The sequence below is a fragment of the Paenibacillus sp. NPDC058177 genome, assembly GCF_042883835.1.
GTDB classification, from domain to species: Bacteria; Bacillota; Bacilli; order Paenibacillales; family Paenibacillaceae; genus Paenibacillus_AQ; species Paenibacillus_AQ agri.
The window spans coordinates 189757-207209 of record NZ_JBHVVB010000004.1; the positions used below are offsets into that span (position 1 = coordinate 189757).

Genomic DNA, 17453 nt, shown 5'->3' on the forward strand with positions numbered 1-17453 from the left:
CTTTTCCATTGCCATAAAACATAAATCCCTTGCCTGTTAAGCCAAACCAACTCTGAGGAAGGTCATGTATGAATGATGAATAGAGCGGTAATCGAATTTACGAATTTTAGTTTTCAATACCGGGCTCAGACTGAGCACACGCTTCATGACATTAACCTGACGATCTACGAAGGGGAGAAGGTGTTAATTGTAGGCCCCTCCGGATCGGGTAAAAGCACTCTGGCCCACGCCATCAATGGGTTAATTCCTGCCACTTATCCGGGAGAAATCAGCGGTAACCTGCGTGTTATGGGTCAAGATCAGCAGGAGCTGGGAATTGCCGGGTTGTCGGAGCGGGTAGGCACGGTCCTGCAAGACCCTGACGGACAGTTCGTCGGGCTCACCGTTGGCGAGGATATCGCCTTCAAGCTGGAGAACGATGCCGTTCCCCAGAGCGAGATGACTGGTAAAGTAACCGAGGCCGCCCACGCTGTGGATATTTACGATTTTCTGGGAGCTTCACCTCAGGAGTTATCAGGCGGGCAAAAGCAAAAAACAACCCTCGCCGGTGTACTGGTGGGCGAGGTCGATATTCTGCTGTTCGATGAACCGCTAGCCAGTCTCGATCCCTATACAGGGACCAAGACGATTGAGCTAATCGATCGGGTACAGCAGCAGACTGGCAAAACAGTCATCATCATCGAACACCGGCTGGAGGATGTGCTGCATCGTGCGGTAGACCGCATCATTGTTATCAATGAAGGACGTATTGCGGCAGATCTCCCGGCTGCGGAGCTGCTTAGCTCGGGATTGCTTCAGGAAGCCGGTATTCGCGAGCCGCTGTATCTCACCGTGCTGAAATATGCAGGCTGTTCCGTTACGCCTGATATCAAGCCGGAGCATATAGAAACTATCATGCTGGAAGACGCTGCTGGCAAGCTTAGAGGCTGGTACCTTGCCAATGATGAACAGCCCGAATATCCGGACTGCCCACCAGTACTGGAACTGCGGGATCTCTCGTTCGGCTATGAGAAGAAGCATCCCGTACTGCACGGGGTGTCTTTAAAGCTTGGCAAAGGAGAAATGGTCTCTATTGCTGGAAAGAACGGGGCTGGAAAATCGACGGTATCGAAGCTGATTTGTGGATTTTACCGTCCTTCATCGGGCTCGATCTTAATGAACGGGCGTGATATCGGCTCCGATTCGATCAAGGAACGGGCCAGCCGAATCGGCTTTGTCATGCAGAACCCCAATCACATGATCTCGAAGACGATGATCTTTGATGAAGTGGCCCTGGGGCTTAAGGTTCGCGGTATGGCGGAGAGCGACATTGAGAAGCGGGTGCACGAAGTGCTTCAGGTCTGTGGATTATATCCGTTCCGCAACTGGCCGGTCTCTGCGCTCAGTTATGGCCAGAAGAAGCGGGTGACGATTGCCTCCATTCTGGTGCTGCAGCCGGAGATTATTATCCTGGATGAGCCTACAGCCGGCCAGGATTACCGTCATTACAATGAAATGATGGAATTCCTACTGGGTCTAAGCAAGCAGGGGATAACGGTCATTATGATCACTCATGACATGCACCTTATGCTGGAATATGCACAGCGGACCATTGTACTGGCGGATGGCCGAAAGATCGCCGACGATCGTCCGGAACGTGTTCTATCCGATAAGGCCATTATACACAGCGCTAATTTGAAGGAAACCTCGCTGTACAGGCTGGCAGAACGTGCGGAGATTGAGCAGCCCTCCGAGTTTGTCAGACGTTTTATTGCTTTTGACAGGGAGGCTCGCCAAGGATGAAGGTTAAGATGCTATCCTATACCGACTTGGACACACCGATCCACCGTCTGACTGGCGCGACCAAGCTGCTGTTTTTCGTGCTTTGGTCGGTTTCTGCAATGATCACCTATGATACGAGAGTGCTGGTGGTCATGCTGTTGTTCAGTCTATTTGTCTTTAAAATCTCTCGGGTACCGTTTCAGCAGTACGCATTTGTTCTATACTTTATTCTGATCTTTTTCGTCCTGAACCATCTGGCTATCTTCCTCTTTTCACCGCTGGAGGGCGTATCCATATACGGCACGCGACATGATGTTTTCCATATTGCCGGACGGTATACCGTCACTTGGGAGCAGCTGTTCTACCAATTAAACATTGCGCTTAAATATGCCGTGGTCATCCCGATGGCGTTATTATTCCTGCTGACTACGGACCCCAGTGAATTTGCCGCTTCGCTGAACCGGATTGGCGTGAATTACCGGATTGCTTATTCCGTCTCGCTGGCTCTGCGCTATATTCCCGACATCCAGCGTGATTATGAGAATATTTCATTCTCTGCCCAGGCAAGAGGTATTGATACCTCCCGTAAGGAAAAGCTGCCAACCCGGCTGAAAAATATCGCTGCTATCCTGTTCCCGCTCATTCTGACCAGTGTGGAGAGGATTGACAAGATCAGCACGGCCATGGAGCTGCGCGGGTTTGGCCGGGGCAGCAAACGCACCTGGTACAGCTTGCGACCGTTCACCAAGAGCGACTATATCGCCTTGGCCTTGATTATCCTCATTGCAGCAGCGTCCGCCGTGATTACTTTTTATGACGGCTCACGGTTTTATAATATCTTTGTAGAATAATTACCTGATTTTATGAACTGGACAGAGGGGTGTCTACTTTGCTTCTGTATAATAAGCCACAAATACGGAGAAAAGAGGACAGAGTATATGCATACCCAGATTGTTCGCAAGCCAGAAATGATCCTGACAGGAATAAGTGCACGGACGACAAATGCGGAGGAAGCCGGTCCGAACGGAGTTATTCCTGGGTTGTGGGCACAATTTTCCCAAGCTAATCTGGCGGAGGTGACAGGTGCCTCTAACCGTCATCTGACTTATGGGCTATATACGGACTATGAAAGTGACTTCACAGGTGCTTATACGATCTTGCTTGGTCATGAGCACGGAAGCGCCGAGATCCATAAGGAGAGCGGGTTTGCCCATGCTGTCGTACCGGAGAGCAATTATATGGTGTTCACAACTGCAAAAGGGCCAATGGAAGTAGTGGTTCCGCAGACTTGGGCGGAGATCTGGAAGTATTTCAAGGATTCGCCGGAGAAGCGTACTTATACTGGTGATTTTGAGCTGTACGATGCCCGTAAGTCTGATGCGGCGGGTGTAGAGGTGCAGATTTATATTGCTGTAGAATAGAAAAAAGCTGCCGGGAATACCGGCAGCCCGAGGCAGACCTGAGGGTCTGCCTTTTCTTATATAATTCAGCGGTAATATTATTCTTTCCCGCTGTTGTGAGCCCGGTAGCTTACGCTCCGGACCATTGTTGGTCGCCCGTCAAATATTTCTCGGTCAGGACGGACAGCAGGTGTATACCGACCTCATTCTCTCCACCTTCAGGGATAATGAGATCCGCGTATTTCTTGGAAGGCTCAATAAAAGCTTCGTGCATCGGCTTCACCGTAGTCAGATATTGTTGGTGAATCGACTGGATGGTCCGGCCACGCTCTTCGATATCGCGGAGTACGCGGCGAAGAATACGTACATCAGGATCGGTATCGACGAAGACTTTGATATCGAGCATGTCCCGCAAATGCTCATCCGACAAGACATGAAGTCCTTCGATGATAACGATGTTGTTCGGCAACAGTTCTTCTGTCTCTGTGGTGGAACGTGCATGAACCGTAAAATCGTATACTGGAGCCTGGGCAGCGAGCCCTTGCTTCAGCTCTTTAAGATGCGCAATCAGCAGCTCATTGTCAAAGGCGAACGGATGATCATAGTTGATCAGGGACCGCTCTTCCATGTTGAGATGCGAATGGTCTTTATAGTAGTTATCCTGAGATATGAATGTTACTTTGCCCGTCCCAAGCCGGTCTATGACGGAACGAGCCACCGTGGTTTTACCCGATCCGGTGCCGCCGGCGATACCAATAATAAGCATGGCGATTTAATATCCTCCCTAACCATTGCCGTTGCAATTCCAATATTGTAGCACAGCGACAACATTTTTTCATCACGATACGACAAATGAAAACTGGCATTTTTTAAAATACGGCAATATTGAGAATTCAGCCATACGGAAGGCTGTTACACGCGTGATTTTTGCATGAAACAGAGGGCTTTTATTGAAAATAGGTTAATGGATGATTTCATCTGGGGTTGCAGAAGCAGGGTTGTCGGGCGACTATACATGGATGCACAGGGAGATATGCCAGCCGGGGTCCTGTGCAAGAGATGTGGACGGCATGCGATAGATGGTATACTTTGTTCAAAGAAATGGGGCGGATTAGCCATAGATCGGGGAGTGGGCAGCATGGAAAACAGTAATGTGGAGGAACTGAAGGCGCAAGCGGAGGTCTTCCTCAGAGGTTGTCATCAGGAATTGGGATCATCTGAAGCGCAGCTGGAGAAGCGTATTTTGGAGGTACAGAGGGAGATTGCAAGCACGGGAACCTACCGCCATACCGGAGAAGAGCTGACGCATGGGGCACGCATGGCTTGGCGGAATAACAGCCGCTGTATTGGCCGTTTATTCTGGCACACGATGGAGGTCATTGACGCTCGTCAGGCAGAGACCGAGGACCAGATTGCGGAAGTGCTGCTTCAGCACATCGAAAGAGCTGGCAACGGTGGCCGCATTCGGTCCGTAATCACTATATTCCGCAGTGGGGAAGACCCGGCAAGTCGAATTCGCATCTGGAATCATCAACTAATCCGCTATGCCGGTTATCCGGCAGAGACGCCGGGGAGTGAGCGTTCCGGCGACCCTGCTTCCGATGCTTTCACCGCAGTATGTCAGCAACTGGGCTGGCAGGGAACAGGCGGTGACTTCGATGTGCTACCGCTGGTGGTCTCGATTGGCGACGAGAAGCCTCGCTGGTATCCAATTCCTGGGTCCCTCATCAGGGAAGTGCCGCTTACCCATCCTGAAATCGAGCGGTTCCCGGAGCTTGGGCTGCGCTGGTATTCGGTGCCGATCATCTCGGATATGCAGCTTGAAATCGGCGGTATCCAGTACACAGCGGCTCCTTTTAACGGATGGTATATGGAGACCGAAATCGGCTCCCGCAATCTTGGGGATACTGGAAGATACAATCGCCTGCCGGCAGTCGCCGACCTGATGGGGCTGGACCGTTCCACGAACACTTCGCTCTGGAAGGACCGGGCTATGCTGGAATTGAACCGGGCGGTACTGCATTCGTTCAAGCAGGCCGGTGTCAGCATCGTGGACCATCATACGGCGGCAGACCAGTTCGTCAGGTTCCAGCAGCAGGAACAGGAAGTGGGCCGCGAGGTCTCGGGCCGCTGGAACTGGCTAATCCCGCCAATGTCGCCTTCGGCCACCCCCATCTGGCATGACAGCACCTTGAAGGAGTTGGATCTGCGTCCGCGTTTCCGGTATCAAAAAGCCGCTTATACAGGTTGGCTGGATGGAACTGGACTGAATCAGGAGAAGTCTGACGATACAGGGGCCGAAGACAGTGGGGCGGAACTGGTATGTCCTTTTCACCATAAGTCCTGAGCGTCTGCAGGCGTTTCAACCATGTATTGCAACGGCTGTCTGACCAAATTCATTTTTATATAAGACGCACAAAGGGTTCATCCTTTTAGGTAAGCACTAAGCAACCCCCTGATGGCTGACAGCTGCAATTAGGGGTTGCTTTTTGGATAGGAGAGGATTATACTCATCCCAAGAGAGTGATTGATCAATAACCAATCGAATGAAATGCTGCAAGGAGGTTAAGATGAGCAAAGAATCGACTACGACCCGTGGCAAGGCTGATGAATCGCCCTCTATCAACCGCCGGGAGCAGATTTTGGAGGCCGCGGTTGTTGTCTTTGCGGAGCATGGCTATTATCGGGCTACGACAGCTCAGGTTGCCGAGAAGGTAGGCATTTCCCAGCCTTATGTATTCAAGGTCTTCAAGAACAAGGAAGAGTTGTTCATAGCGGCTTTGGAACGGTCATTTGAACGTATTGTTCAAGCTTTTCAAGGCGTTAAGGCATCGGCTGACACTCTGCTTCAAGAGGCGATCCGCACTTACGAGCTGCTGATGGAGACGCATCCCAATGAGATTATTCTTCAGGTTCAGGCTCTAGGTATCCGCGATGAGTTGATCCGGCAGACAATGCAGGGTGGAATGAGCAGAGTGACGAGCCTTGTGGAAGGGAAATTCATTGCTGCTGGAATGCCGAATCCTGAGGTGCTAGTCAGCAGCTTTATGGCGAACGGTATGTTGTGCAATATTGCAATGGCCTTAGAGATGCCTCAGCTGAAGCCGAAGCATCCGAAGAAGCCATAGCGAACCAAGCATAATGCAGACATTCTAAGGGCAAATGCCCTTAGAGATTTTTTTCATCATTAGTTATTGATTAATCACTAACAATATAACTAAGGAGGAATTATGATGTTGAAAAAAGCTTTAGTGCTGGGTGCAACGGGCGGAACGGGAACTGTAATTATTGCGGAGCTGTTAAAAAGAGGGGTGCACACAGTAGCCTTCGGCCGATCCATGCCCAAGCTGGAGCAGCTGGCGGCAGACTTGGGCCATCCGGCCGGTCTGACTCTGACGACAGGGGATGTGTTCAACAGCGAGGATGTGTACTCGGCTGCGCAGGGCGTTGATGTTATTTTTCACAGTGCTTCGGTCCCTTACAACGAAATGATTACGCGTCTGCTCCCTATGGGGGAATCGGTGATGGAAGCTGCGAACAGATTAGGCACCAAAGTAGTGGCTGTAGATGGAATTTATCCCTATGGCAGACGACATAATGAGAAGCCTATCGATGAGGGTTATCCCAAGAATCCGCATACCAAGAAGGGAAAGAAGAAACTGGAGTTCGAGCGCATGTTCTTCAGCCCGCGCTGGAACCATACGAAGAGAATGATTGTGCGTCTGCCTGATTATTATGGCCCTACAGCTAACGATGCCTCCTATTTAGGGACGACACTTGCATCAATTGCTGCTGGTAAGCCGGGGGCGTTCGTCGGAACGATGACCGTGCCGCGGGAATATGTGTATCTTCCAGATGCGGCCGTGATGATTGTTGAATTGGCAAGCCGAGAAGAAGCCTATGGACAGAACTGGAATATTCCAGGCGCAGATGTTATCTCTGGGCGGGACATTGTTGACATCGCCCGAAAGGCCAGTGGAGCATCTAAAATGGTGATACCGCTCGGCAAAACTAGTCTCTTCCTGCTGGGTCTGTTTATCCCGGTGATGAAGGAGATTGTGGAGATGCTGTATCTGACGGAAGAACCGCTGCGTTTAAGTGGGAAAAAGTACGAGCGTCTGGTCGGGCCGATCCCCGCAACCCCTTATGAGAAGGGCATTACAGAGACAATTCAAGCCATTAAGCGCCGTCAGGTTCTGGTGAAGGCCAAGTCCTGAACTCACGGCTGATTTGCTGAAGTTAGAAATGGTGTTGCGTGATGAACTGTGATAAGATTTAGTTCTATATAGACAGAGGAAGTGACTCTTACAAATGATCAATATCACCATTCCGACACCGGAAGTTACCATTACCAAACAAGAGAATCCAGTGCTTAGCAACATCTACGGATTTACCGATTTCCACCTGATTACCCGTGAGCTGGGCGGAATCTTCATGTTCTACAATGACAAGGACGAGCTGTTGTTTGTAGGCAAAGCCAGAAAGCTCAGACCAAGAATCAAGAAGCATTTTGAAGACAGCGTTTCGCCGATCAAACAGCACCGCGACGAAGTCACCAAGATTGAAGTGTACCTCGTGGAAGATGCGATGGACAGAGAGATTTACGAAACGTACATCATCAATACCGGAAAAGCCAAATACAATGTGGATAAAGTGTTCTACAAATAAGTGTTTTGAGCAAAAACAAGCGTCTGCCTCTCTCGGCAGACGCTTGTTTCGTAATATAAGGTCCGCGAAGGCACTGCTGGTGCTCCGCACGCAATAAAGACCCCTTTCAGGTGTCCGTCAAGGCCGGGTGTGGACACTTTTTTCCAAATTACAAAGCAGGCGCTCCTGTATGCCGTCGCCGGATACCCGGCTGATCGCGTATAGCACGGACCCCGTGACAGGGGTGAAGCGCGGCTCTACGATGGAAAAGACTTTATTGTGGCCATTGCCCAGTAGTACCGACAACTTGTCTTTGAAATAGCTACTGTTAATCACGCTCCCAATGAACGCGACCGGAACGGTATCGCTTGTCAGATATGGAGCCACCAGTTCTATGCCCACCTTCAACTGATAGATCGCCCGGTCTGATACCCGTCCCGCCAGGCAACTCCCCTTGGAGGCTGCTTCAGTGATACAGGGTGTGAACCGCTCGAATTTGCGATCCCGGTCTCTACTGTCTGTGGTAAATCCCCTTTGGCCGAGCTGCCACAGCTCCTGAATCGTGCTTACGTCCCAGTGACAGAGCATATCCCCGATCAGTTCCTGATCTGTCTCATCCGAATGCCCCGCCAGCACTTCATATACGGCATCGTAAGCCAGAAAGCGTGCGCCACTTCTCGTGTAATGATGGAAATCATAATTTCTGATAAGCTGTCCGTCTTCCTTCAATGCGACTATGATTGACCCTGTACCGGAGAGGGCAACGATGCCAGGCTTCGTGAGAAGTGCTCCGTAATGTGCAGCGACCGCATCATTGTAATGCCACTTCGGGCAGTTCAGTCCTTCCACATCAGTTAGCGCTTTCACCCATTCCAGATCCTCTTCTGAATCATAGCCAGCAATGCCGGCAGCAAGCCCGCTCACATCGCCCAGTGTCTTGCCTGCTACTTGTAAAGCCTCGTGTATTCCCTGTTTCACATTGTGTGTGGCCTGCATATCTTTATGTACCCATGCTGCCCCGCTCTCGATATAAGAGAGAATACGCCCATCCAGGCTACTGACCATTACCCGAGTATGGGTACCTCCCCCATCTATTCCGATAACCACTTCCTGATTCTCAAGCATAGGAGCCCTCCTTGGCTATATTCACAACCATTATAGGGGGAAGCCGCGGCCGATGAAAGGACCTGAATCTGAAACGATGAATGAAATAAGCGGGTTAGTCTACACTATTACACGATATTCAATTTGCAGCTTAAAGGAGAAGATATTACATGAGTAGATGGTTAAAGCTAATATTGCTGTGCGCATTCGTTACAATCAGCGTGACCCCGGCATCAGTTCAAGCAGCTCAAGCTTCAGAAAGCGTGTCTGCTCGCGTGGGCAAGCAGTGTGTGAGTCCTGCGCAGGTTAAACTTAAAGAAGACCTCAGAAAGCTGTGGAGCGATCACGTCCTCTGGACAAGAAGCTATATTGTCAGTGCTTTGGCAGGCCTTGAAGATAAGGATAAGACATTGGATAGACTGCTGAAGAACCAGCAGGATATCGGAGATGCCATCAAGCCTTTCTATGGAGAGGCAGCAGGCAATAAGCTGGCTAAGTTGCTGAAGGAACATATCCTGCTGGCCGGCAAAGTTCTTGAGGCTGCAAAGGCTGGCAATGGGGCCGATCTGGAAAAATACAACAAAGAGTGGCACCGAAATGCCGACGATATTGCCAAATTCCTCAGCAGTCTCAATCCGAATTGGTCGGAGAAAGAGCTGAAGGAGATGCTGTATACCCATCTTCAATATGTTACGGAAGAAGTGGTAGCAAGGCTCGGCAAGAACTGGGACACGGATATTGCTGTTTTCGACAAGAATCTGCAGCATATGCTTATGCTGGCTGACATTTTAAGCGGGGGCATTATTAAGCAGTTCCCAGAACAATTTAAATAATGATTCACTCCAAGGCACCCGAAAGGGTGCTTCTTTTTTTATAGGGAGGAGGGCCTAGAGAAGGACAGTGAAATCCTTAACTCAATAAAATAGGTCTTAAGTAACAAATGACAAAGTTAGATATAAAGGCTCACTAATCACCTGAACAATTAAACTATAATAGACTCGTAAAGGGTCGACATATTTTGACATTTATAATTGAGGTGATTGGAATAGATGATTTCTCCCTTTTTTAAAAAGAAAGAAACAGCCGATAAGCAGCAGAGGCCAAATATGGTTCAAAAGATGCAAATTTCTGAGGAGCCTGAAATCGAAACAGAGATCGTGGATGTCTTAGAGCAGCCTGTGGGCATGATTTCGACAGGTAAAGCGCAGCTCGATAAGAAATCGCTTGATTTGATTTTTGCCGTGGAGCAGATGATTCAGGCCAGACAGCATGCTGAGACGAACATACATGAGCTTCAGGACCGCCTTACGCATACGAACGGGCACGTGGAACGGCTCAACCGTGATATTAAGAATCTCAGCAAGGTCATCGACGAGAGAGAAAAGAATGTTATGGAGCTGGAAAAGAAGCTGATCGAAAAGAATCTGAAGGTTGATCAGGTACTGGAAGATTACCGGGAGCTTCAGGCGTCCTTGTCTACCGAAATTGACGAACTCAAGAATAGCATCGATCTGGAGCAACAGAAATATGTGAATCTAGTGCAGAAGCACAATGAAGCACATGCGGAAAAGCTCAAGAAAATGAATGAGCTGGAAGAAAAGATCGGGCGTCTGGAAACAGAGAATGCTCATCTGAAGCAGAAATACGACACCGTGCGGCAAGAAAAAACCTACCTCTCAAGTATGATCAGCGACTTTACCAACCGTATGTCCGTACCTTTCGGCAACACGGGTAATGAGCGCAAAGAAGGAAACGGGGACGTATAGGCTCCATGTCCGCGAGTGAAACCGACAGCACGGTAATGATAGAACTCTTGTCACTTGGTAAGGGACAAGATGGTTATGAGATTGAGGTAGGCTTGACGGACGGCAATGGGTATAACATACGTATTCTTGAACTGGATGAATATACATATAGCCAATTGAATGCACTGGGCCCTTTTGACTCGGACAGAGTTAGGTTGTCGCTTTACCCCAAATGGGACCCGTTTCGGAATATATATTACAGCACGCTCATCAGAATGAAGTCCACATTCAATGAAACGCTGTATTTTGCCTGCTCACAGTATTATGTATCTCAATTGAATGAGTTAAAAGCTATAGAACGTATTGTCCAAGCGGAGGAGACGGTGCCCGAACTTCACCAGCCGTTATTCCGAAGTGAACAGGTGAGCAGTGTGGCCGACTCTACAAAAGAGCGAGCTAAATCCGTCGTAAAGCGGCGAGTAGGCCCCGTTGTACTGCTTGCCCTAGTATGTATTCTATTGTTGTTGTCCCCCTTAAGCGTAGACCGTGCACTCTCGGTCAAGAATGAAGAGGCACTCGAACACTCTGAAATTGCAGAGCAGCCGACGGCCAGCTTTCCTGCGCCTGTTCTTCCTCAGCTAAACAATGTCTCCGACACTGTTCCGCTAACTCCCTCTGCAGAACCTGTAGTTCCTCCACAAGCCTCCCATAAGCCCCAGCAACAGGCTCTGCCAATTGAAGAAGTTGTCATAGACAAGAGTAAATATACATCTAAACTGCCCAAAGGGTATGTCGCGCTGTCCTTTGATGACGGGCCATCCAAGTATACTCAAGAGATCGTGGATATTCTGGTGGAGCATGGCGTGAAAGCGACCTTCCTGTTCATAGGGAAAAACGCGGTGCATCATCCGGATGAGGCAAGATATGCCTTGGCCAAGGGGATGTCAATCGGCAATCATTCCTGGGATCATAGCAAGCTGACGGCGAACAGTGAAGCTGTGAACAAGGCGAATCTGGCCAAAGCTAGTCAAGCGCTGCAAAAGATTACAGGTGCACCGATTTCTCTCTTCCGACCGCCTTATGGAGCCATAGATGCCAAGGTATCGCGTAAGGCGGCGGAGCAGCAGATGAAGGTACTTATGTGGAACCGGGACACGGAGGATTGGCGGAAGAAAGCACCGGAAGAACTGATTCAGTATTTCCATAGCGTTGATCCCTCTGGAGCGATCTTTCTCATGCATGAGAAGAAAATAACGGTGGAAGCTCTGCCAGAAATTATTGAGTATCTGAAAGCGAAGGATCTGAAATTTGTTATATTCAAATAGCAAGACTTAAGAAGCGTATCCGTGAATTAGCGGATACGCTTCTATTTGTTAAGACTATTGATTTATTAGGGACATGCCGAAGGCTAAAATTGTAAGGCAGCAGCAGTATCCACCTGCTCCAATGCCGCAGGATCGGCTGCCAGCAGCTGGTCATATACGGTTTGGTCGAGATCTACGTTCGATCTTTTCAGAGCAGCAAGATACCAGCGGGCCATTTCACGATTTGTAGTGTCACTGTAATCTTCGGTCAGACCCGATTTCAAAGTAGCGGCTGCATCCTGCAACTTCCCGTTAATCATTTTCATTTTGCCGATATTCAGCGTAATAGTGGGAGGAATAGCTAGCGGTTTCCCCTGTAGCTCCTCAGGAGGAAGTGTCTTTTGGTAATCTAGATCAGCAACAATTTGGTTGTAGGCTTGAAGACCGAAGTTTAGATTAGTCTCCATACTGTCTTCATCATCCCTCTTGTATGCAGCTAATCCCTGATCATAGGCGCGGCTAATAAGTGTACCGTACCAATCCATTTCCCAGAGATTGCTGCTGTTTAAGAGATCTCCGTAATTCTCATTCAACCCAAGTCCTAGTGTGGTTTCTGCTTTTTCCGGTTCACCGGTCAACAGCTGTATTTTACCTACATTCAATGCAATGGTCGGTGTGACAGAGTATGGACGTCCTTGCAACTGCTCCGGAGGTAATGTCTTTAAATACTCCACGCCAGCGAGCACTTTGGCATAGGCTTCAAGGCCGGTATTGAAATATGCCTGTTTTCCAGCGTCGTCCCTCAATGTATTGGCTTCAGCTCCCATGGCCAAAGAGCGGCTGATTAATGTATCGATCCATTTAACATCCCAGACGAAATCAACAGCATGATCCCGATACACGCCGAGGGCTAGCTCACCTTGACCTTTGAGGTCGTAGTAATCGGCCAATTGAGTCAGTAGCTGCTTGTTGTAAGGCTCTTTCTTGAGTGCTCGTGTGACTATTTGATAGGACTCATCAAGGAATTGCTCGTTCAGCGTCTGATTAAATACCTGCTGGTTGAGAGAAGAAAGATATATTGCCGCTTCTGGGTGACCAGGGCGTTGATTCAGCACCTTAACGAACGGCTCCTTGATTTCTTCGTACATCTGGCTGACCCGAAGCAGCTGTTTGCCTTTGGCAATCGCATTAGATGAACCGATATAACCGACCAGGATGAACAGCAGGATTAATGAGCCTGTCCCAAGCACGGAGAAATACCCCCAGCGCAGCCATTGCTTATTCCAGTTCCGCTTTAGTGGCTTGCTGTCCATCGCCACGGTCATTCCAGCCAGGCCGATGAAGACCAGTATGCCCATAAAGGCATAGCTTAAATTGAAGTCGAGCAGACTGTGCAGCAAGATAGACAGTGCAATAATGAGATAGAAGAAGCCGTTGGCGAACTCGTCTTTTTCTCTTTTCACATAGCCGAGCAAATATTTATAGAAAATATAAAGAATAAAGCCCATAAACACTATAAATCCTAGAACTCCAACCTCTATCAGATACTGCAGGAAAAAGTTATGCACCTGGAGACTGACATAGGGGTTGTTCTGATAATGTTCATAAAGTGAGGCCCAGCCTCCTCCTCCGGTACCGAGGATCGGATAGTCCTTCACCACCTTCATAGCATCTTTATAAAAGGTGATGCGTTCAAGCACACTATGCTGATTAAAGTTAATGTTCTCTAGCCGCGTCTCCATGTTGGCCGGCAGAATGTTCTTCATGCTGGTGCCGATAAAAAGGAAGGCGATGATTCCTACTAACAGTACGGAGCCCAGTGGAATCCATAGTCCGGATCGTTTGCGCGTATCCAGTCTGTGCAGCTTTCTCCCTAACCAGGGTGCAGCATAACGTTGAATTAGCCAGCTTAGCACAGCAGCGGTCAGTGAGCCTCCTAGCAGATACCCCCATCCCTTTAGAGCAGCGGCAGAGGTGTATAGCTCATTCAGCTCAATACCTACGTTTGTGACAGGTGAAGCAATGATTAGTGAGATAACACCGGCGATCCCAAGATGTACAATCCACAGGATCTGCTGTAACGGCTTCAGAAACAGAAGCAGGAGAATGAAGACAACCGGCAGCATGACCAGTCCGCCCCGCGATAGGGTCAGCAATATGGACACGATAACGGGGACCAGCATCAATCCATGAGCCAGCCCGGCATATCTCTTTCGGGAACGAACGAGGGCGAATACGGCGACGAAGAGGAAGGCCATCAGAAAGGCTGCGTATGTATTGGCATATTGGAAAATGGAAGTCAGCCGCAAGCCGTTAGAGTCGATCATCACTGCATCGTTATATCTTCCGCCTTGTACAGTTCCAGAGAACCAGCCAACCAGCGAGCCGGCGAGTTTCCAGCTTCCCAGCCAGTTCAGTAGTCCGAAGGCTACAATAAAATAAGCGATCGTAAGAAGGCTATTCTGGATAATAACGTTAATTCGTGCTTGCTTCAGCAGGTAGACTGAAATTATGAATATCGCTGCAAACATGCTCTGGATGAACATCATATTCATAGCTCTATAATTGGATACGGCAACCAATAGGGATAGGTTGTACGTAATCGGCAGCAGCACAGCCGCCAAGGGGATGAGATCACGTTGCTCGGTTATTTTGGATTTGGCAGCATCCAGAGCGACCCAGCCCAGCAGCATCAAGAGGCTTATTAAGGCAGCTATATACAGAGGTTTCTCGAAGTCAGTCCTATTCCCATTAAACAAACCGATTTGAAATGGGGTCCAGACTAAAAATAAAATAAACGCAACAACTAGTGTCCAGATCGGGCTTGCAATCTTTGCAGAGCTTTTAAGCTTCACTGCATGTTTACCGTACACGGGATTTGACACGAAAATAATCTCCTTTTCTTGTAGATATTACAATACTTTATCATACTTATATTTACATAGTCTTCTAATAAATGTTTTTTGTGTCATTTTAATAAGTTCTGAGGCTTTTATTTACTGCCCTTGTTTTAATAAAAAAAATTTGAGACAATAAATAGGCATTGTTAGCCTGGCTGGAACACGCTAGAATAGACTGGACTTTAATGTGTTGAAAAGAGGATAACCAATGAATAAAGAATCCATTTATGGATTGACTTTTGAACAACTGACGTCATGGCTGCTGGAACATGGACATAAGAAATTCCGGGCCACTCAAGTGTGGGAATGGCTGTACCGGAAACGGGTCACGGACTTTGCCCAAATGACGGATGTAAATACAGACTGTATCGCACTGCTGGCTGACCACTTCGTGATCCGTACGATGGAGGAGCATGTGAAGCAGGAATCGACAGATGGAACGATCAAGTTCTTGTTCCGCCTGAAGGATGGCAACCTGATCGAGACTGTGCTCATGCGGCAGAAATATGGCTTGTCCGTCTGTGTAACTACACAGGTGGGCTGCAATATCGGCTGTAGCTTCTGCGCGAGCGGACTACTGGCGAAGAGCCGGGATCTTTCCGCTGGAGAGATTGTGGAGCAGATTATGAAGGTGCAACTGGATCTCGATAGCAAAGGAAAAGGCGAGCGGGTAAGCCATGTGGTTGTGATGGGCATCGGTGAGCCGTTCGACAACTTCAAGAACATGGTCGACTTCCTTGGGGTCATCAAGGACCATAAGGGGCTGGCCATTGCCGGAAAAGGCATCACGGTATCGACAAGCGGTCTGGCCGATAAGATCAGGGAGTTCGCTGACGCTAATCTTCAGGTGAACCTCGCCGTATCTCTGCATGCGCCTAACAATGAGCTGCGGACACGGATTATGAAGATTAACCGCGCTATTCCGCTGGAGAAATTGATGCCTGCCATCGATTATTATCTGGAGAAGACCAACCGGAGACTTACGCTGGAGTATATTCTGCTGAAGGATGTTAATGACCAGCGGGAGCAGGCGTTAGAGTTGACTGAACTAATCGGGGATCGGAAGCCGCTCGTTAACGTGAACCTGATTCCGTACAATCCTGTGGATGAGCACGGCCAGTATCAGAGACCCGAGCGGGAAACGGTGCGCGCGTTTTTTGATACACTCAAGAAGCAGGGCGTTAGTGTCAGTACCCGTCTGGAGCACGGAACTGATATTGATGCTGCATGCGGTCAGCTGCGCAGCAAGCAAATCAAGAAGACCAAAGAAGGCAAGTCTGCACAGGATACAGTTGCGGCCGGCTAAAATTTGAATTGCGGACGTCCCTGCGGGGACGTTTTTTTCATGTTTAAAGTCAGGCACTGTCTGTTCTCAGGAAGAAATAGGTACTGATTTATGCAGAACCTCGTTTGCCGCCCAGCCGATGTTAGGTTATGATACAGGTACGCGGCAGTTGCGAGGAAAAGAGGTTGATGGATCAGTGTTGACAGTAAAGAGCTACATAGTGGGTCAAATCAAAGACCCGTTCGGAATTATTTCCGGCAAACGATATGAGTTTATGGTTCATTTGGATATCGCGGAGGATGACGAGTTGTTTGTGGACGGCGGCGTTTCCGCACGGACCATTGTGAAGGTTGAAGATGAAGTGACCAGCATCGTAAGCTATGATCTGCTGGGTACGGCAACTCACCAGCTTCTGGAGTTCGATCTGGAAGAAGATGAGGAAGTAGAGCTGCTGCAGTTCTGCAAAGAGAATCTGCCGAAAGAATAAGGCATAGCGACAGACAATTAAAAGAGCGCCCCGGGCACGATGCCCGGGGCGCTTTAACGTTAGCAGGACTTAGAGACAGCCGCTGACATAATGATGAATTTGCCGGTTCCACCAGGGCCAGTCATGGTCCACATCCGAGCCCCAATAGTCGATACGGGCCGGGATTTGCTTGCGCTCCAGCAGATCCTGCAGTAAGTGTGTCTCCTGCAGCATCTCGTCTTCATAAGCACCCTGGCCGCAGCAAATGATGATGTTGCTGTGCCTGTACTGGTTCAGGTAATAGTCATCGACCAGTTGCGGCAGATAATCCAGTGGTGAGTTGAAATAGACAGCCTCACTGACATAATCGCCAAAGAAGTATCTTGTGGAGTAGACCCCGCTAAGAGCGATCAAGGTATCGAAATATTGCGGATAACGGAAAAAGAAGTTACCGCTGTAATAAGCGCCCATGGAGCAGCCGGAGATCAGGATGCGCTGCTCATCGCCGCCATTGTTCCACTTGCTCTGATGAAGGATGCCGGGCACCAGTTCTTGAGTAATGTATTTATCGTATTGCTCATGTCTGGCGACTCTATCCTCGATATTCCAGTGCGTAGAGAAGAAAGTCTCCTCATCGATGCTGTCGCAGGCCCAAATCTGCAATTTACCATCATCGATAAATTCCCGGAGCGTGCTCACCATGCCGGAGTCCTCATATTGATAGAATCTGCCGAGCGAGGTGGGGAATACGAGCATAGGTTTGCCGGCATGGCCATAGATTTTATACTCCATATCGCGGTTCAGAAATTGACTGTACTCTTTATGATAGCTTATCCTCATC

Annotated in this window: 16 protein-coding genes; 12 read left to right on the top strand and 4 right to left on the bottom strand. The window is 49.0% G+C overall.

Annotation, left to right across the window (positions count from 1 at the left end):
- Positions 1-75 precede the first annotated feature (75 nt).
- The 3 genes from ACFVU8_RS18075 (at position 76) to ACFVU8_RS18085 (ending at position 3182) form a co-directional block, all read left to right on the top strand.
- Complete coding sequence (locus tag ACFVU8_RS18075) at positions 76-1782, top strand: ABC transporter ATP-binding protein (RefSeq protein ID WP_387429478.1); 1707 nt, start codon at positions 76-78, stop codon at positions 1780-1782.
- Positions 1779-2612, top strand: coding sequence for an energy-coupling factor transporter transmembrane component T family protein (locus tag ACFVU8_RS18080; protein WP_387429050.1), 834 nt, complete (start codon positions 1779-1781; stop codon positions 2610-2612). Before ACFVU8_RS18075 ends, ACFVU8_RS18080 begins: the two co-directional genes overlap by 4 nt.
- Positions 2613-2699: 87 nt before the next feature.
- The gene (locus ACFVU8_RS18085) at positions 2700-3182 is read left to right on the top strand and encodes a GyrI-like domain-containing protein (protein ID WP_387429052.1); all 483 of its coding nucleotides are present in this window, start codon (positions 2700-2702) and stop codon (positions 3180-3182) included.
- A gap of 109 nt (positions 3183-3291) precedes the next feature.
- On the opposite strand, the gene udk is transcribed toward ACFVU8_RS18085, so the two are convergent.
- Complete coding sequence (gene udk / locus ACFVU8_RS18090; protein ID WP_175373403.1) at positions 3292-3927, bottom strand: uridine kinase; 636 nt, start codon at positions 3925-3927, stop codon at positions 3292-3294.
- Between the two features lie 372 nt (positions 3928-4299).
- Between udk and ACFVU8_RS18095 the strand changes: the two genes are divergently transcribed.
- The 4 genes from ACFVU8_RS18095 to ACFVU8_RS18110 all read left to right on the top strand — a co-directional run bounded on the left by ACFVU8_RS18095 (position 4300) and on the right by ACFVU8_RS18110 (position 7829).
- Complete coding sequence (locus tag ACFVU8_RS18095; RefSeq protein WP_387429054.1) at positions 4300-5508, top strand: nitric oxide synthase oxygenase; 1209 nt, start codon at positions 4300-4302, stop codon at positions 5506-5508.
- A 223-nt stretch (positions 5509-5731) separates the two neighbouring features.
- Complete coding sequence (locus ACFVU8_RS18100; protein ID WP_379466589.1) at positions 5732-6289, top strand: TetR/AcrR family transcriptional regulator; 558 nt, start codon at positions 5732-5734, stop codon at positions 6287-6289.
- A gap of 102 nt (positions 6290-6391) precedes the next feature.
- Positions 6392-7378: an NAD-dependent epimerase/dehydratase family protein gene (locus ACFVU8_RS18105; RefSeq protein WP_387429056.1), complete on the top strand. Its 987-nt coding sequence runs from the start codon at positions 6392-6394 to the stop codon at positions 7376-7378.
- A 94-nt stretch (positions 7379-7472) separates the two neighbouring features.
- On the top strand, positions 7473-7829 hold the full coding sequence (locus ACFVU8_RS18110; protein ID WP_175373400.1) for a nucleotide excision repair endonuclease: 357 nt from the start codon (positions 7473-7475) through the stop codon (positions 7827-7829).
- A gap of 117 nt (positions 7830-7946) precedes the next feature.
- On the opposite strand, the gene ACFVU8_RS18115 is transcribed toward ACFVU8_RS18110, so the two are convergent.
- Positions 7947-8933 carry a BadF/BadG/BcrA/BcrD ATPase family protein gene (locus tag ACFVU8_RS18115; protein WP_379466588.1) on the bottom strand — a complete coding sequence of 329 codons (987 nt, stop codon included), beginning with the start codon at positions 8931-8933 and terminating at the stop codon, positions 7947-7949.
- A 149-nt stretch (positions 8934-9082) separates the two neighbouring features.
- On the opposite strand from ACFVU8_RS18115, the gene ACFVU8_RS18120 reads away from it, so the two are divergent.
- The 3 genes from ACFVU8_RS18120 (at position 9083) to ACFVU8_RS18130 (ending at position 11982) form a co-directional block, all read left to right on the top strand.
- Positions 9083-9745: a glycosyltransferase gene (locus tag ACFVU8_RS18120; protein WP_379466587.1), complete on the top strand. Its 663-nt coding sequence runs from the start codon at positions 9083-9085 to the stop codon at positions 9743-9745.
- A gap of 273 nt (positions 9746-10018) precedes the next feature.
- A complete protein-coding gene (locus ACFVU8_RS18125) occupies positions 10019-10678 on the top strand; it encodes a hypothetical protein (protein ID WP_379466586.1) in 660 nt (219 codons plus the stop codon).
- 5 nt (positions 10679-10683) lie between these two features.
- Complete coding sequence (locus ACFVU8_RS18130; protein ID WP_379466585.1) at positions 10684-11982, top strand: polysaccharide deacetylase family protein; 1299 nt, start codon at positions 10684-10686, stop codon at positions 11980-11982.
- 83 nt (positions 11983-12065) lie between these two features.
- Here the strand turns inward: ACFVU8_RS18130 and ACFVU8_RS18135 are convergent, their stop codons facing one another.
- Entirely contained in the window at positions 12066-14846 is a 2781-nt protein-coding gene (locus tag ACFVU8_RS18135) for an O-antigen ligase family protein (RefSeq protein WP_387429059.1), read from the bottom strand.
- Between the two features lie 223 nt (positions 14847-15069).
- Here ACFVU8_RS18135 and rlmN point away from each other — a divergent pair, with 223 nt between their 5' ends.
- Positions 15070-16167, top strand: a complete 1098-nt coding sequence (gene rlmN / locus ACFVU8_RS18140; RefSeq protein ID WP_175373394.1) for a dual-specificity RNA methyltransferase RlmN — start codon at positions 15070-15072, stop codon at positions 16165-16167.
- 175 nt (positions 16168-16342) lie between these two features.
- Complete coding sequence (locus ACFVU8_RS18145) at positions 16343-16633, top strand: DUF6509 family protein (protein ID WP_387429061.1); 291 nt, start codon at positions 16343-16345, stop codon at positions 16631-16633.
- Positions 16634-16702: 69 nt separating this feature from the next.
- Here the strand turns inward: ACFVU8_RS18145 and ACFVU8_RS18150 are convergent, their stop codons facing one another.
- Positions 16703-17452, bottom strand: a complete 750-nt coding sequence (locus ACFVU8_RS18150) for an esterase family protein (RefSeq protein ID WP_387429064.1) — start codon at positions 17450-17452, stop codon at positions 16703-16705.
- Position 17453 lies beyond the last annotated feature (1 nt).

Excerpts from the sequence above, each read along its gene's own strand:
- ACFVU8_RS18075 (WP_387429478.1), top strand. The coding sequence starts at position 76 with ATGAATAGAGCGGTAATCGAATTTACGAATTTTAGTTTTCAATACCGG.
- ACFVU8_RS18150 (WP_387429064.1), bottom strand. The coding sequence starts at position 17,452 with ATGAGGATAAGCTATCATAAAGAGTACAGTCAATTTCTGAACCGCGAT.
- ACFVU8_RS18110 (WP_175373400.1), top strand. The coding sequence starts at position 7,473 with ATGATCAATATCACCATTCCGACACCGGAAGTTACCATTACCAAACAA.
- ACFVU8_RS18105 (WP_387429056.1), top strand. The coding sequence starts at position 6,392 with ATGATGTTGAAAAAAGCTTTAGTGCTGGGTGCAACGGGCGGAACGGGA.
- ACFVU8_RS18125 (WP_379466586.1), top strand. The coding sequence starts at position 10,019 with ATGGTTCAAAAGATGCAAATTTCTGAGGAGCCTGAAATCGAAACAGAG.
- udk (WP_175373403.1), bottom strand. The coding sequence starts at position 3,927 with ATGCTTATTATTGGTATCGCCGGCGGCACCGGATCGGGTAAAACCACG.
- ACFVU8_RS18080 (WP_387429050.1), top strand. The coding sequence starts at position 1,779 with ATGAAGGTTAAGATGCTATCCTATACCGACTTGGACACACCGATCCAC.
- ACFVU8_RS18100 (WP_379466589.1), top strand. The coding sequence starts at position 5,732 with ATGAGCAAAGAATCGACTACGACCCGTGGCAAGGCTGATGAATCGCCC.
- ACFVU8_RS18085 (WP_387429052.1), top strand. The coding sequence starts at position 2,700 with ATGCATACCCAGATTGTTCGCAAGCCAGAAATGATCCTGACAGGAATA.
- ACFVU8_RS18095 (WP_387429054.1), top strand. The coding sequence starts at position 4,300 with ATGGAAAACAGTAATGTGGAGGAACTGAAGGCGCAAGCGGAGGTCTTC.
- ACFVU8_RS18115 (WP_379466588.1), bottom strand. The coding sequence starts at position 8,933 with ATGCTTGAGAATCAGGAAGTGGTTATCGGAATAGATGGGGGAGGTACC.
- ACFVU8_RS18120 (WP_379466587.1), top strand. The coding sequence starts at position 9,083 with ATGAGTAGATGGTTAAAGCTAATATTGCTGTGCGCATTCGTTACAATC.
- rlmN (WP_175373394.1), top strand. The coding sequence starts at position 15,070 with ATGAATAAAGAATCCATTTATGGATTGACTTTTGAACAACTGACGTCA.
- ACFVU8_RS18130 (WP_379466585.1), top strand. The coding sequence starts at position 10,684 with ATGTCCGCGAGTGAAACCGACAGCACGGTAATGATAGAACTCTTGTCA.